We start from the raw sequence: 14,323 nt of genomic DNA, 5'->3' as shown, positions 1-14,323 counted from the left end.
GTGGCTGCCGGGTGGGCGCGAAGCGTCGTCCTCGTCGTCGGAGTGCGACCGTTCGTGACCGCCCGGTGTTGCGGGTGCGGCGTGTCGTGACCGTTCCGGGGCTGCCCCTCGTGTGTGTCGCCCCCCTGCCGTGCGGTGCTCCGCCCGTCGCGCCACGCGCCTGACGTGCGGTGAACCCTGCACCGGTGTCGTGCCTCCAGGCCGTGTCCACAGGCGCGTGACGCGCCGTGTCATCCCGCGAGGACCGGACCTATGATCGAGCCATGTCGTTGACCGCCCCCGCTCCGACCCTGACCGACAAGCTCGTCGCCGCACGCGACGCCGCGACGGTGCTCGCGACCGCGACCACCGCGGTCAAGGACGCGGCGCTCGTCGCCATCGCGGCCGGGGTGCGAGCCGCCACCGACGACATCGTCCGCGCGAACCACGACGATCTCGTGGCGGGCGAGGACGGCGGGCTGTCGTCGGGCCTGCTCGACCGGCTCCGGCTCGACTCCGCCCGGATCGACGCCCTGGCCGCTGCGGTCGAGCACGTCGTCGGGCTGACCGACCCCGTCGGCCAGAACGTCCGCGGCTCCGTACTCCCGAACGGCCTGCAGCTCACCCAGGTCCGGGTGCCGTTCGGCGTCGTCGGCGCCATCTACGAGGCCCGGCCGAACGTGACGGTCGACATCGCGAGCCTCGCGCTGAAGAGCGGCAACGCGGTCGTGCTGCGCGGCGGTTCCGCCGCGCAGCGCACCAACGCGGTCCTCGTGTCGACCATCCAGGACGCCGTCGCGTCCGTCGGTCTCCCGCGCGAACTCGTGCAGACGATCGACGAGTTCGGCCGCGCCGGAGCGACCGAGCTGATGCGCGCCCGGGGCCTCGTTGACGTGCTCATCCCGCGGGGCAGCGCGTCGCTCATCCAGACCGTCGTGACGGAGTCGCAGGTGCCCGTGATCGAGACCGGCGCGGGGGTCGTGCACGTCTTCCTCGACGAGTCCGCGCCCGAGGACCGCGCGGTCGACATCGTGCTGAACAGCAAGGTGCAGCGCCCGAGCGTGTGCAACGCGCTCGAGACGCTCCTCGTGCACGAGCGGTCGGCCGAGCGGCTGCTCCCCGTCCTCGCCGACCGCCTCCGCGCGTCCGGGGTGACCCTCCGGGGTGACGACGCCACCCGGGCGATCGTGCCCGGCGTCCTCCGCGCGACGGATGCCGACTGGGCCACCGAGTCGATGGACCTCGACCTCTCGATCCGCGTGGTGCCCGACGTCGACGCGGCGATGGCGCACATCGCGACCTGGTCGACGCACCACACCGAGTCCATCGTCACCAACGACGTCGACACGGCGGAGCGGTTCCTCGCCGGCGTCGACTCGGCGGTCGTGATGGTCAACGCATCCACCCGGTTCACCGACGGCGGTGAGTTCGGCTTCGGTGCCGAGGTCGGCATCTCCACGCAGAAGCTGCACGCCCGCGGCCCGATGGGGCTCCCGGAACTCACGAGCACCAAGTGGATCGTGCGCGGTCAGGGCCAGATCCGCGGCTAGACTGAACGGCGTCTTTCCACCGACCGAACGGAGCACATGACGATGACCCTCCTCGCCGAAGCCGCAGAGAACGCCTCCGGGGTCCCCGCGTACGTCTTCCCGCTCGTCGGTGCCCTCTTCTTCGCGTTCCTCGGGTTCGTGACCTGGAGCTTCCGCGACGTCGCGTACCGTCACTCGCACAAGTTCGAGGCCACTCGGCACGACGAGACCGGCGTCGACGAGTTCGGCCACACGAAGCGCTGACCCGCCACTCCATGCTCGAGAGCTCGGGGCGCCCGCGCATCGGTGTGATGGGCGGCACGTTCGACCCCATCCACCACGGTCACCTCGTGGCCGCGTCCGAGGTCGCGCGCGCCTTCGACCTGGACGAGGTGGTGTTCGTCCCCACCGGTCAGCCGTACATGAAGTCCGACGTCACGGACGCCGAGCACCGGTACCTCATGACGGTCGTCGCGACGGCGTCGAACCCCATGTTCACCGTGAGTCGCGTCGACATCGACCGTCCGGGCCCGACGTACACCGTCGACACGTTGCGCGACCTGCACGAACAACGGCCGGACGCACAACTGGTCTTCATCTCGGGCGCAGACGCCGTTCAGCAGATCCTCGACTGGAAAGACCATGATGGTCTGTGGGACCTGGCGCACTTCGTCGCCGTGACGCGCCCGGGGCATGCCCTGAGCATCACCGGGTTGCCGGAGCGGGACGTGAGCCTGCTCGAGGTCCCGGCGCTGGCGATCTCGTCGACCGACTGCCGCGACCGGGTCCGACGCGGTTCCCCCGTTTGGTACCTGGTCCCTGACGGGGTCGTCCAGTACATCTCCAAGCACCATCTGTATCGGAGCGTTGCATGAGTTCGTCCGACGCGCAGCCGCCACTGTCGCGGCGCCAGGCGCGTGAGCGTGAGCGCGCTGCCGCCGCCGGTGGCCAGCCAGTGACACCTCCGCCCACCGTCGTCGCGCCCGCGTCCACCGACCGTTCGGAGCAGGGCCGTCGCCGGCCCGGTTCGCACGTCGCGCCCGCCCCGTCGGGCGCGGCACAGTCCGCCGTGCCCGATCTGCCCCCCGCGTCCGCGACCGAGATCGTGCCCGGGACAGGTGGCCTGACCCGCCGGCAGCTGCGCCAACTGCGCGAGGCCGAGGTGCAGGCCGTGCTGCCCGTGCCGCTGCAGGCCCCGACGCCCCAGTCGTCCGACCGGACCGTGCAGGACGTCATCGGGTCGGTGTCGACCCTCGACGACGACCAGCCGCTCGCGCCGACCTCCGCGCCCGCACGACCGACCTCCGCGCAGTCGGCGTCCGGCCGGTCCGTATCCGAGCCGGCAGCGTCGGTGCCGGTCTCGTCGGTGCCGGTCTCGTCGGTGCCGGTCTCGTCGGGGCCGGTTCCTCCCGTGCCGCAGGCGCCCGCCTCCGTCCCGTCCGATGCAGGGCACCCGACGCCGGAGGCCGCGACGTCGGAGTCCGGCGAGTCCGAGTCCGACGACCACGAGGCCGGGACGCTCGACGAGGCGTTCGTGCAGCAGGCCACCGAGGCGGACGGTTCGCCGGACGCGGTCGAGCCCCTCGACGAAGCCGTCGCGCACGCCGAGGAGCCCCGTCGCCACCGGTCGACGTGGGCGCCGCACGACGCCGAGTCCGATGCGGCAGCGGTCGGGGACGAGCCGGCCGAGTCGATCACCGACACGCCGGACCGTACCGACCGGGACGACCCGGGAGCGCCGCTCGCGCCGACCCTCCCTCCCGTCGCCGCGTCGACGCCCGGGGTCTTCCCGCTCTCGCTCGACGACGACACGAACGAGGTCCCGGTCCAGACGACCGAACGCGGTCCGGTGGGGTCCGAGGATGCCCAGGGAGGCGACGGTGCCGCCTTCCAACGTCCGGTGGAGCCGAAGCCCGTCACCACCGCGTTCCAGCCGCCGACCGGGCACTGGTCCGCCCTCGCCCACGACTCGAACGACGCCGAGGTCCACGACGAGGAGACCGGCACCCGCCGCGTCGCCGCGACGAACCCGAACGCGATCGTGCTCCCGAACTCCGCCCTCGCGGACCCGACGGGCGCGCTCAACGCCACGGGCGAGGTCATCCTCACCGGCTCCATCGATCTGCCGGCGTCCCTGTCCTCGACGGGGTCGCACCGACCGATCGACGGGGCCGAGGTCGACCGCCTCCTGGAGCAGCACGACGAGCAGCCGGAGACCGACGCCAGTCCCATCCGTGCGAGCCGTGCGGTGTCGAGCCACACGTCCACCCGCCAGGTCGTCCTCGCTGCGGCGAAGCCCAAGGAGTCGAAGACCCCGATGGTGCTCGCGGTGTCGGCGGCGGCCGTGGGCGTGGCAGCGGCCGGCGTCATCATCGTGGCGCTGCTGTCCACCCACCCCTTCGGCTGAGCCCGATCCAGCACGTCCGGGCCGGCTGGCCGGTGTCCGACGTCTGACCTATGATGCAGGGGCCGATCACCTCGGCACCCCTACAGTCCGGCTCCCGCTGGGCGACGACCGGAAGGACCTGCGTGCCCGCCTCCTCACGCGCACTCGAACTCGTGCAGATCGCCGCGACCGCGGCCGACGCCAAGCAGGCCGAGGACCTCGTCGCTCTCGACGTGACCGGGCCGCTCCAGCTGACGGACGTTTTCCTCCTGGCCACCGGTCGGAACGAGCGCAACGTCCTGTCGATCGCCGACGAGGTCGAGGAACGACTGATCGAGGCCGGCGCGAAGCCGCTGCGCCGTGAGGGTCGGACCGAGGGACGCTGGGTGCTCATCGACTTCGGCGACATCGTCGTGCACGTCTTCCACGAGGAAGACCGCCAGTACTACTCACTCGAGCGGCTCTGGGCTGACTGCCCGACGATCCCGCTGGAACTGCCGGTCGAGCAGGGCTGAGTGCGACGCGCCCGGGCAGCGATCGCGATTTCGTTGCCGGGCGTTCGCATGGTGTACGCTTCTATGGTGCCTCCGGGGAACCGAAGGCACGAAGCAACACCGAATGGGTCAGCAACACCCAACGGGTCTGTGGCGCAGCTGGTAGCGCACCTGCATGGCATGCAGGGGGTCAGGGGTTCGAGTCCCCTCAGATCCACCGAAGCACCGTCCGCCGAAAACCCCGTTCCTCGCAAGAGGAACGGGGTTTTCGTGTTTCCGGGCCCGGCGCTCGTGTTCGGGGGGGGGGCATGGCCTGGTTGGTCAGTCGATCGTCTTCGCCGTCCGGTCCACCATGTGGATGGCTTCGATCGCGAGCTCGGCGGCCACGGGGTCGCGCTCGATGATCGCATCGCGGAAGACGGGGTAGAGCTCGATGAGGTGTTCGGACGGGATCAACTCGCCGACCGAGTCGACGCGGAGCTTGAACGCCAATCCGCTGATCACGCGGCTGACGGTGTCGACGAGGATCTGGTTCGGGCAGAGGCGCAACCATGCGTTGTACGCGCCGTCCAGGGTGAGCACGACCCTGGCGGTCCCGCCCTCGCGGAGACGTTCGAGCTCGCTGTCGAGTCGGACGACGGTTCGCGTGACGTCGCGGTCGGTCATGACGGGGACGGTGACACGGATGATGCCGCCGAAGAGGATCCCGAGCGTGTGGAGCGCGTCGAGGACCTCTTCCGGGTCGGGAAGCGCGACGCGGGTGTACCGGTTCGCGGCCATCTCCACCAGGCCCTCGTCCGCGAGGTGCGCGAGTGCCTCACGGATCGGGGTGCGGGATGCGCCGAGCCAGGCGATCAGCTGGTCGTCGTGGAGTCGTTCCCCGGCCTCGAGGGTGCCGTCGAGGATCGCACTGCGGATCGTGTCGGCGACCCGGTCGCGGATCAGGGTCCGCTCGGCTGGCGCGGTCTGCGGTACTGGCATCAGATACTCCTCATGACGATGTACCACCAGTCTGCCGTGTGCGCGGGCAGATGTCATCGCTGACCGCGGCCGCTCCGGCGCGCTCCGCGGTGTGGGGCGGCGGCAGGTGGGACCTCCTGTCCCACCTGCCGCCGTCCCGAGCGTGATCAGCGCAGCGGTCCCGGTACCCCTCCGCGGCCCCGTGCAGCGCGGCGGCGGACGGTGGACACTGCGCACCCCGCGAGCAGGAGCAGCAGCGCGGTCGCCACGAGGACGGAGACGCCCTCCGTACCGGTGAAGGCGAGTCGGTCCCGGGCATCGGACGCCACCGGGGGCGTCCCGTGCACGGGAGCGTGGGTGTCTGGCGTCGAGCCCGGGTCCGGCTCCGGTGCGCCGGACGCGTCGGTCGGCGGTTCCGGCGTCCCCGGCGTGACCGGACCGGCGGGATCACCCGGATCCGTGGGGTCCACCGGGGCGTCGTCCTCGACGAGACCTGCGTCGAGCGCTGTCGTCCGGGTCACCCCGTCGAACCGGTCCTCGTCGTCGACCTCCTTCCGCAGCGTCACCGAGTCGGAGACCCCGTCGGCGTCGGCATCGGAGTCCGCGTCCCGATCGTCTCCGACGCGCGCCACGGTGAAGTGGTCGCCGTCCGGAGCGATCCACCGCACCGTGTAGTCCCCGGGGCGGAGTTCGTCGAAGACGTACCTTCCGTCGGTGTCGGTCGTCGTGGTCCGGTCGACATCCTGTCCGCGGTCGTCGGTGCCGGTGAGCCGGGCACGGACGCCGGGCAGCGTCCGCTCGTCGTCCTGCAGGCCGTTGCCGTTCGCATCGAGCCAGACGGTGTCGCCGACGGAGCCCGCAACGACGCGGATGGTGGCCGCGTTCGACTGCACGGGCAGCGGCAGGTTCGAGGCGCGGAGACCGAAGCGGTTCACGTACCGGTCGCCGTGCCGTTGCCCGTCGGTGTGCAGCGTGACAGCGCGTTCCACGGTCGCACCGACGGGGATCGGCTCGCTGCGCTGGAGACGGAACGCGGTCGCCGCGGCCAGGTCCGCGGGGCAGCCGTCCGTGCCGAACTCGCTCGCGGAGCACCAGCGGGTCGTGCCGCCGGCCTGGTTCGACGGGTGGCTGCCGTCGATCGAGACCGTGCCGGGGGCGGCGGCGGTGTACCGGACGGTCTCACCGTTCGCGGCATCGACGTCCACCGGGGCGGCGAGGACCGCGGTGCCGTGGAAGTCCGACCCGCGCGCATCGCCGGGGTAGGGGAGCACGTCGATGAGGTCGGCGGCCTCGATCGGCGTGGCGTCGACGTTCGTGTACCCGAGGGTCCACTCGAGGTCGTCGCCGGTCACGACGACGGGGTGCACGGCAGCCTTCTCGGCACCGACACCGCCGGACGAGACGACCCTCACGGACCGCTCCGCGGAACGTTCCTCCTCACCCGAGCTGTCGGACGGTGACGAGACCACGACCCCGTTCGTGAGCGTCCCGCTCGGCGTGAGCTTCGAGACCCGCGCGTCGTAGGTGATCGCGTCGATCGTGGTGTTCGGGTGGACGTCCTCGACCGTCCAGGTCAGCCGTTCACGGGTGGTTCCGTCCTCGGCGACCACGGTGTCCAGGTCGGGCGAGCGGGACGCGCTGCCGGGAACGTACGAGGTGTTCACGGGCAGGACGTCCTGGACGGTGACGTCCGTTCTCCGGTCGCTGACGCCTCGGTCGCTCAGCGACGGGTAGAGCGCGTAGGTCACCGTGTCACCAGCAGACACGATCGTGGTCTCGTCCGGGGTGTCGGTCGCGTCGTGTCCCGTGTCGACGATCTTCTTGCCGACGCGCACGAGGTTCTCGGTGACGAGGACGCTGTCGGCGTAGGCGCCGGCACCGACGGTCGGGTCGTTGCGGTCGTGGACCCAGGGCCCGGCGCCCAGCTTGACGTGGCCGAAGTCGTGGACGCGGGTGCCGTCCGGCACCGCTCGCACCCGCGTGTGGGTCTGCAGGAGGATGCTCTGCCCGCCCCGGACGTCCCCCGAGGCCCGGACCGCTCCCACCGCCGCGGGGCCACCGGGCACCTGTGCGGGCGTGCTGTACCAGGGGCCGTCCTCGTCGTCGCACGTCGCGTCGCGACCGGCCATCGGACTCGTCATGTCGAACGCGGCGTACTGCACGGAGAGGTTGCTCGCGTTGGAGGCGGACGCGTAGACGCCGCCCACCTTCGTCAGTGTCTGGGTGCTGCGGTCGAAGGTGTCGCAGACGGTGTACCGGCGGTTGCTGACAGTGGTGTTGTTCCCGAAGACCAGACTGCGCAGCACCTGGCCGGGGGCCACCCAGGGGTCGCCCTTCTTCGCCGAGCCGGTCACCTGCTCGCCAGCGGCGTCGATCTGGAAGACCTGCTTGCTCCCACTGCCACGCGCGATGTTGTCGAGGTTCCGCATCGAGGAGTTGTCGGCGAGGGGTTCGGTGCTCCCCGCGAAGTTGGCGGCGCCGCTGACGGACGTGGTCTCGAGCGGCGTGAAGGTGTTGGTCGAGAGGACACTGGCGCCCTCGGGCAGGTTCGGCATCCAGAAGCTGATGACGCCGACGGCGAAGTACGCCCTGTCCGGCGCGGTGAGGGCGCCGCCGTCGATGCCCTTCGTCGGGAGGTGCGTGGGATCGGTGACGACGCCGGTGAAGGTCACGTCGACGTCCCCACCCGGCGCGTCCTGCGTACAGGTCAGTTCACCGGAGTCGGTGACGCCGGTCGCACCGCCACCCGTCCCACGGGGGAGACCTGCGAACGTGTTGCCACCCGCAGTGCCGTGGACCTGGCACGCCCCTCGTCGGCTCCAGAGCACGGCGCCCGACGGGAGGTCCCCGGCGATCTGCGAGAGGTCGTCGCGGAAGCGCATGGTGCCGTCGCTCTTCTCGAAGCCGAGGAGTCCCTGCCCAGGCTCGAGCGGCTGCCAGTCGACGGTGATCGGGTAGGTGATCTGGATGCCCTCGGTTGTGCCGTCCGGACCGACCACGCCCGAGCTGAAGACACTGTTCAGCGTGCGCTTGCTGAGGTTGTAGCGGGCCGCGGCTGAGACGGTGGTGGTGGGGGAGGCGGCCTCGACGTGGCCGTTGGCGGCGTTGTCGGCGGTCGCGGTTGCGTCGACGGCGATGCTGTCACCGTTCCTGAGGTCGCCCGAGACGTCGAGCACGACCGATGTGGCGATGGCCCGGCCTTCGGCGACCCTGCCCAGGTTGCAGGTCAGGGTCTGGCCGCTGATGCCGCTGCCGACGCCGGTGCAGGCGCGGGGGAGCGTCGCCCAGGACGTTCCGGTCGGAGCGGTGAGGGTGAAGCGCTCGTTCTCGCTGTCCCCGTCGTTGCTGCTGACGGTGACGCGGTACGTGATGGCGTCGAGGGTGCGGACGATGCCGTTCGCGTCGCTCGTGTCGCCGCCGGGCTCGTCGGTCCGCGAGAACGAACCGTTCCCGTCCTTCGCGACCTCGACCGCCAGGGCGACCGCGGACGCGGTGCCCGCGGCCGGGGTCGGGGCAGCCCGCTCCGACCGCTCGGCAGTGGGCACGGGCGAGGGCGTGGGCTGGGGCGTCGGCCGAGCCGTCGCCGTCGCCGTCGTGGTCGGTGCCGCCGTCGCGGTCGGTGTCGCCGTGGCGGTCGCCGTCGCCGGGTCGGGCTCAGGCCCTGCCAGTGCGGTCGAACCGGACACGAGCGAGCTCGCGACGACGGCGGCGAACGCGGTCGTCGCGAGGGCAGCCCGGAAGGGCGTGCGTGTGCGCATGGGGTCTCCATCTGTGGATCGAACAGCTCGCCCGCGCCGTTCCAGCGCGGCGTCGAGCTGATCTGCAACATATCTCATGTGAAGACATGACGCGTGACGTTGCGGACTCGTTGCCGTCGATCTCCCGACGCGGAACAGGCGGCCTCCCGAGGGTCGGTACGCTGAGCACATGAGTGCTGAGCACGTGGGCGAGGGTGCCCCGCTGTCCGGATCGCAGCTGACGATCGCCGCCGACGGGTACACCGCCGAGATCGCCACGGTGGGCGCCACGCTCCGCTCGCTGCGCCACGACGGCCGGGACCTCGTGGTCCCCTTCGCGGCCGACGAGGTCCGGCCGGTGTTCCGCGGCGCGGTGCTCGCGCCGTGGCCGAACCGGGTGGTGGACGGCCGGTACGCCTTCGACGGCACCGACCACGAGCTCGCGCTCACCGAGCCGACCCGCCAGCACGCGCTGCACGGGCTCGTCGGCTGGACCGACTTCGCGGTCGAGGCGCACGAGTCCGATCGTGCGGTCCTCACCACGACGATCGCCGCGCAGGCCGGGTACCCGTTCCGCGTCGTCGTCACGGTCGAGTACCGCGTCGACGGTACGGGGCTGCACACCGCGGTCACCGGTCGGAACACCGGACCCGCGCGTGCGCCCTGGGGGACCGGCCCGCACCCGTACCTCGTCGCCGGCCCCGGCACGGTCGACGACTGGACGCTGACGCTGCCCGCCGCCGAGGTCCTCGAGGTCACGCCGGACCGGCTCATCCCGACGGCCCTGGTGCCCGTGCACGACGAGTTCGACCTGCGTGCGCCCACCGTCATCGGCCCGCGCTTCGTCGACCACGCGTTCACCGGCTTCGACCGTGACGCGGACGGCACCGCGGCGATCGACGTGGTCGCCGCCGACGGCCACGGCGTCCGGGTGACCTTCGGCACCGAGTGCGGCTGGGTCCAGGTGCACACCGCCGACCACGTCGTGGCCGAGTACCACCGCACCGGCCTCGCCGTCGAGCCGATGACGTGCGCGCCGGACGCGTTCAACACCGGCGCCGACCGGGGACTCGTCGTCCTCGAACCGGGTGCCGCACACACCGCAGCATGGACGATCGCAGCGGTCTGACCGACGCCGAACGACCCCGCGTCGAGGTCCGGCGGCTCCCCGGCTCGCCGGACCTCGCCGCACTCGCCGACGGCACCGAGGACGTCGTCTGGCTCGACTCCGGGCTGCCCGACGGTACCCCCGACACCGCGCGGGCCCGGGCGGCGTGGTCCGTGCTGGCCTGCACCGACGGTCCCTTCGCGGCCCGCCTCCGGCACGAACGGCGACGGGCCCGGGTCGACGTGTCCGCGGCGTCGCGGGCGTGGTTCGGGTCGGACCGGAGCTCGGACGCTCCCGCGTTCGCGGTCCTCGACGACCTGCTCGCGCGGACGCCCCGCCTCCCGGAACCGGTCCGGGGGTGCGGCTTCGCCCTCGGCTGGGTCGGATTCCTCGGCTACGAGCTCGGACGCGAGTCGGGCGGGCCCGACCGGACCGCCGACGGCCACGCGGACGCGGACCTCCGGTTCGTCGACCGTGCGGTGGTGGTGGGACCGGACGGCGGCGCGTGGGCGCTCGCCCTCGTCGTGGACGCGGAGCCCGCGGCCAGCGCGGCCAACCGGGCCTGGCTCGAGGAGGTGACCGTCCCGCCGACGCGTGCCGACGTGGCGGAGGCGCCCCCGGGCCTCCCGGCCGTCGCCGCGGCAGGACGCGTCTCGCGCGCCGCCTACGAGGCTGCAGTCGAGGCGTGTCGCGGCGAGATCCGCGAGGGCAACGCCTTCCAGGTCTGCCTCACCACCGCCTTCGCGGTACCCGGCCTGGAGGCAGGGGTCGCCCCCGGCACGGACGCCCACCTCGCCGAGTACCTCCGGTTGCGCGCCGCGGACCCGGTCCCGTTCGGGGCCTACCTCCGCCTCGGTGCGCTCCGCGTGGCCAGCCGTTCGCCGGAGCGGTTCCTGCGGATCACGGCGGACGGCGTGGTCACCGCGGAACCGATCAAGGGCACCCGTCGGCGCGTCGCGGACCCGGAGGCGGACGCGGCGGCGCGGGCGGACCTCACCACGAGCGCGAAGGACCGCGCCGAGAACGTGATGATCGTCGACCTGCTGCGGAACGACCTGCTGCGCACCGCGGTGCCGGGGTCCGTGCACGTCGACCGGCTGTGCGCGGTGGAGACCTACGCGAGCGTGCACCAGCTCGTCTCGACGGTCTCCGCGGTGCTGCCGGTCGGCGCCTCGCGTGCCGCGACGGTCCGTGCGGCCTTCCCACCCGGGTCGATGACGGGAGCGCCGAAGAGCAGCGCCACGGCGATCGCGGACCGGCTCGAGGCGGCGCCGCGCGGGGTCTACTCGGGGGCGGTCGGGTACTTCTCGGCGAGCGGTGCTGTCGACCTGTCGGTGGTCATCCGCACACTGGTGACGGTGCTCGACGAGGACGGGCGTGTGGTGTCGCGGACGCTCGGCGCTGGCGGGGCCGTGACGTGGTCGTTGGTCCCCGCGGACGAGGCGGACGAGGTCGAGACGAAGACCCGGTCGGTGCTCGGAGGCGTGGGCGCGGTCGCTCGCTGGTGAGCTGGTCCGGCTGACGTCCTCGACCGGACCCGGCGTGTCGAACGCACGTTCGAGCAGACTGTCCACAGGATGTCGGACCCGATTGACATCATCGAACACATGTTCGAATATGAGGGCATGCAGTCGGCAGCGGCACTCGCGTCGCCCGGGGCTCCTGCGGAGTCTCCCCGGGCGGGCGGGGCCGTGCGCCCGGTCCGTCGCGTCGACCACCTCGGGGACGCCCGTGCGGCACTCGAACGGATCACGAGCCTGCGGTCCCGCGTCGCCGAGATGGAGTCCACCCGGGTCGACACCGTGGTGGGGCTGCCCACGGCACCGGCGGTCGCGCCCCTGCTCCCCGGTGGGGCGATCCGGGTCGGGGGCACCTACGCCGTGCAGGACTCGGTGCTGCTGGCGATGACCATGCTGCAGGCCGCCTCGGCCGAGGGTGCGTGGTGCGCCGTGGTCGGGGTGCCGTCCTTCGGGGTCGAAGCCGCCGCCGCCGCGGGGATCGACCTCGAGCGCCTGGTGCTCGTACCGGACCCGGGCGACCAGTGGCTGACGGTGACGGCCGCCCTCGTCGACGTCGCGCAGATCGTGCTGACGCGACCGCTGGGGCGCGTGGTGCCCGGGGACGTGTCGCGACTCTCCGCCCGGCTCCGGCAGCGCGGGGGAGCCCTCGTCGCGCTCGGGTCCTGGCCCGGGGCCGACGTCTCGCTGCAGGTCACCGCCTCCGAGTGGGGCGGCATCGGCCACGGGCACGGCTACCTCGCCGAACGCCGGGCGACGGTCACGGCGACCGGTCGTGCCGGAGCGGTCCGGCCGGTGAGCGCCGAACTCCTGCTGCCCGCGGCCGACGGCGCGGTCCGTCCCGTGGAGCCGGCGACGGCGTCGCGTCCGGTGTTCCGACCGGTGGCGGTGGCGTCGTGAGCCCGCGCGGTCGGGCCGGCGCGTCCCGCGGTGCGGCTCCTCGGGTCGGGGCTGCCCGCGGCGGAGCACCCGTCGCGGGGGCGGCGCTGCGCGGTGGGAGCGCCCCGGTGCTGCGCAGCGGTGCGGTGGCCGAGGCGCCGCCGACACGCTCGATCGTCCTCTGGTGCCCGGACTGGCCGGTGGTCGCCGCCGCCCGGGCGGCCGGGGAACCCCCGGAGCAACCGTTCGCCGTCGTCGTCAAGGGGCAGGTCTTCGCCTGCTCCGCGAGCGCCCGTCAGCACGGGGTCGCCCGGGGGCTCCGGCTGCGCGAGGCCCAGGCCCGGTGCCCCGGACTCGTCGTGCAGCCCTACGACGAAGCCCTCGACCACCGCGCCTTCGAACCCGTCATCCGTGCGGTCGAGGCGGCGGTGCCCGGGGTCGAGGTCCTCCGTCCCGGCACGCTCGCACTGCGGTCACGCGGTCCGGCGCGCTACTACGGCGGCGAACGGGCCGCGGCCGCCACACTCGCGGGCATCGCCGCCGACCACGGCGCCCCCGGTGTCCGGGTCGGCGTCGCGGACACCCCGTTCGCCGCCGAGCAAGCCGCCCGGGCACGACCGGTGCGCCCGGGGGAGCGAGCGCGGATCGTCCCCGTCGGCGGATCGGCGCCGTTCCTCGCCGACCTCCCGCTCGGGGTGCTCGGGGACGCCGACCTCGCGATGCTGCTCGGGCGGCTCGGCATCACGACCCTCGGGGGGTTCGCCGCGCTCGGGGACGACCAGGTCCGCGACCGGTTCGGACAGGCGGGGGCCTTCCTGCACCGGCTCGCCGGCGGCCGCGACCCACGCGAGATCGCTGCGCGCGAGGTCCCGCCGGAGCTCCGGGTCGAAGCGTCGTTCGAGCCGCCGCTCGACCGCGCCGACCAGGTCGCCTTCGCGTTCCGGCGCTCGGCGGACGACTTCGCGGAGCGGCTCCGCGTGGCCGGGCTCGTGGCCACGAGCATCCGGGTGGGCATCGTCGACGAACGCGACATCCTGCTCGAACGGGTGTGGGTGCACCCGCGGTGGTTCGACGCCGGCGACGTCGTCGACCGTGTCCGGTGGCAGCTCGCGGGCGGGGTCGACCCCACGGGGCTCGAAGCGCCGGTCGTCCAGGTCGTGCTCGAACCCGTCGCGGTGGACGACACCGCCAACCACGAGCGCGGGCTCTGGGGGTCCGGGCCGGACGAACGGGTCCACCACGGCCTCGCACGGGTGCAGGGGCTCGTCGGGCACGACGGCGTCGTGACCCCGCGGATCGGTGGTGGTCGCACGCTGGCCGAGCGTGTCGTGCTCGTCCCGTGGGGTGACGCCCCCGCCGGTGGCGAGCGGGCACTGGCCACCGTCCGCGACCGCCCGTGGCCCGGCAAGCTGCCCGGCCCACCGCCCGCCACCGTGCTCGAGCGGCCGCGACCGGTCGACGTCGAGACCGCCGCCGGGGTCGTCGTCGACGTCGACGCCCGTGGTGTGCTCACCGGCGAACCCGAGCGGTTCCGGGCCGAGGGCGAGCGCGGCGGTCGGTTCGGAGCGGTGACCGCGTGGGCGGGTCCGTGGCCGCTCGTCGTCCGTTGGTGGGAGTCCGGCGGCCGACGCCTGCACCGGCTCCAGCTCGTCGACGACGGGGGACGGGCCTGGTACCTCGTGCTGGCCGACCACCGGTGGTGGGCCGAGGCCGTGGCGACGTGAGGAGCACCTG

At 73.0% G+C, this 14,323-nt stretch carries 11 protein-coding genes and 1 tRNA gene; 10 read left to right on the top strand and 2 right to left on the bottom strand.

All coding sequences use genetic code 11. From position 1 onward, the window contains the following. The first annotated feature begins 263 nt into the window (after positions 1–263). The 6 genes from IEY20_RS12940 to IEY20_RS12915 all read left to right on the top strand — a co-directional run bounded on the left by IEY20_RS12940 (position 264) and on the right by IEY20_RS12915 (position 4,605). Positions 264–1,529: a glutamate-5-semialdehyde dehydrogenase gene (locus IEY20_RS12940; RefSeq protein ID WP_175327359.1), complete on the top strand. Its 1,266-nt coding sequence runs from the start codon at positions 264–266 to the stop codon at positions 1,527–1,529. Between the two features lie 36 nt (positions 1,530–1,565). Beyond that, positions 1,566–1,772, top strand: coding sequence for a hypothetical protein (locus IEY20_RS12935; RefSeq protein ID WP_022904182.1), 207 nt, complete (start codon positions 1,566–1,568; stop codon positions 1,770–1,772). A gap of 11 nt (positions 1,773–1,783) precedes the next feature. Next, on the top strand, positions 1,784–2,383 hold the full coding sequence (gene nadD / locus IEY20_RS12930) for a nicotinate-nucleotide adenylyltransferase (RefSeq protein ID WP_022904181.1): 600 nt from the start codon (positions 1,784–1,786) through the stop codon (positions 2,381–2,383). A gap of 194 nt (positions 2,384–2,577) precedes the next feature. Further along, a complete protein-coding gene (locus IEY20_RS12925) occupies positions 2,578–3,915 on the top strand; it encodes a hypothetical protein (protein ID WP_188889196.1) in 1,338 nt (445 codons plus the stop codon). A 122-nt stretch (positions 3,916–4,037) separates the two neighbouring features. Beyond that, on the top strand, positions 4,038–4,409 hold the full coding sequence (gene rsfS / locus IEY20_RS12920; RefSeq protein ID WP_175327357.1) for a ribosome silencing factor: 372 nt from the start codon (positions 4,038–4,040) through the stop codon (positions 4,407–4,409). 123 nt (positions 4,410–4,532) lie between these two features. Next, a tRNA-Ala gene (locus IEY20_RS12915) sits at positions 4,533–4,605 on the top strand. A gap of 104 nt (positions 4,606–4,709) precedes the next feature. Here IEY20_RS12915 and IEY20_RS12910 read toward each other — a convergent pair. Together IEY20_RS12910 and IEY20_RS12905 are read right to left on the bottom strand one after the other, a co-directional pair. Further along, positions 4,710–5,369, bottom strand: coding sequence for a GntR family transcriptional regulator (locus tag IEY20_RS12910; protein WP_022904178.1), 660 nt, complete (start codon positions 5,367–5,369; stop codon positions 4,710–4,712). 146 nt (positions 5,370–5,515) lie between these two features. After that, entirely contained in the window at positions 5,516–9,106 is a 3,591-nt protein-coding gene (locus IEY20_RS12905) for an SdrD B-like domain-containing protein (protein ID WP_188889194.1), read from the bottom strand. A 169-nt stretch (positions 9,107–9,275) separates the two neighbouring features. Here IEY20_RS12905 and IEY20_RS12900 point away from each other — a divergent pair, with 169 nt between their 5' ends. From IEY20_RS12900 to IEY20_RS12885, 4 genes are all read left to right on the top strand, one after another. After that, on the top strand, positions 9,276–10,214 hold the full coding sequence (locus IEY20_RS12900) for an aldose 1-epimerase family protein (RefSeq protein ID WP_188889192.1): 939 nt from the start codon (positions 9,276–9,278) through the stop codon (positions 10,212–10,214). After that, positions 10,193–11,701, top strand: a complete 1,509-nt coding sequence (locus IEY20_RS12895; protein ID WP_175327354.1) for an anthranilate synthase component I family protein — start codon at positions 10,193–10,195, stop codon at positions 11,699–11,701. The genes IEY20_RS12900 and IEY20_RS12895 overlap by 22 nt, the downstream gene beginning before the upstream one ends. A gap of 99 nt (positions 11,702–11,800) precedes the next feature. Then, positions 11,801–12,610 carry a DnaE2-dependent mutagenesis accessory factor ImuA' gene (imuA', locus tag IEY20_RS12890; RefSeq protein WP_229728045.1) on the top strand — a complete coding sequence of 270 codons (810 nt, stop codon included), beginning with the start codon at positions 11,801–11,803 and terminating at the stop codon, positions 12,608–12,610. A gap of 107 nt (positions 12,611–12,717) precedes the next feature. Further along, a complete protein-coding gene (locus tag IEY20_RS12885) occupies positions 12,718–14,313 on the top strand; it encodes a DNA polymerase Y family protein (RefSeq protein WP_229728044.1) in 1,596 nt (531 codons plus the stop codon). Positions 14,314–14,323: the final 10 nt, after the last annotated feature.

The organism is Curtobacterium luteum (assembly GCF_014646995.1).
In the GTDB taxonomy this organism is placed as follows: Bacteria; Actinomycetota; Actinomycetes; order Actinomycetales; family Microbacteriaceae; genus Curtobacterium; species Curtobacterium luteum.
The sequence above is the reverse complement of the archived record's forward strand: the minus strand, read 5'-3'. Positions and strand labels throughout refer to the sequence as shown.

Coding starts and splice junctions, on each gene's coding strand:
- IEY20_RS12940 (WP_175327359.1), top strand. CDS start 264: ATGTCGTTGACCGCCCCCGCTCCGACCCTGACCGACAAGCTCGTCGCC.
- IEY20_RS12935 (WP_022904182.1), top strand. CDS start 1,566: ATGACGATGACCCTCCTCGCCGAAGCCGCAGAGAACGCCTCCGGGGTC.
- nadD (WP_022904181.1), top strand. CDS start 1,784: ATGCTCGAGAGCTCGGGGCGCCCGCGCATCGGTGTGATGGGCGGCACG.
- IEY20_RS12910 (WP_022904178.1), bottom strand. CDS start 5,369: ATGCCAGTACCGCAGACCGCGCCAGCCGAGCGGACCCTGATCCGCGAC.
- IEY20_RS12905 (WP_188889194.1), bottom strand. CDS start 9,106: ATGCGCACACGCACGCCCTTCCGGGCTGCCCTCGCGACGACCGCGTTC.
- IEY20_RS12900 (WP_188889192.1), top strand. CDS start 9,276: ATGAGTGCTGAGCACGTGGGCGAGGGTGCCCCGCTGTCCGGATCGCAG.
- IEY20_RS12895 (WP_175327354.1), top strand. CDS start 10,193: ATGGACGATCGCAGCGGTCTGACCGACGCCGAACGACCCCGCGTCGAG.
- imuA' (WP_229728045.1), top strand. CDS start 11,801: ATGTTCGAATATGAGGGCATGCAGTCGGCAGCGGCACTCGCGTCGCCC.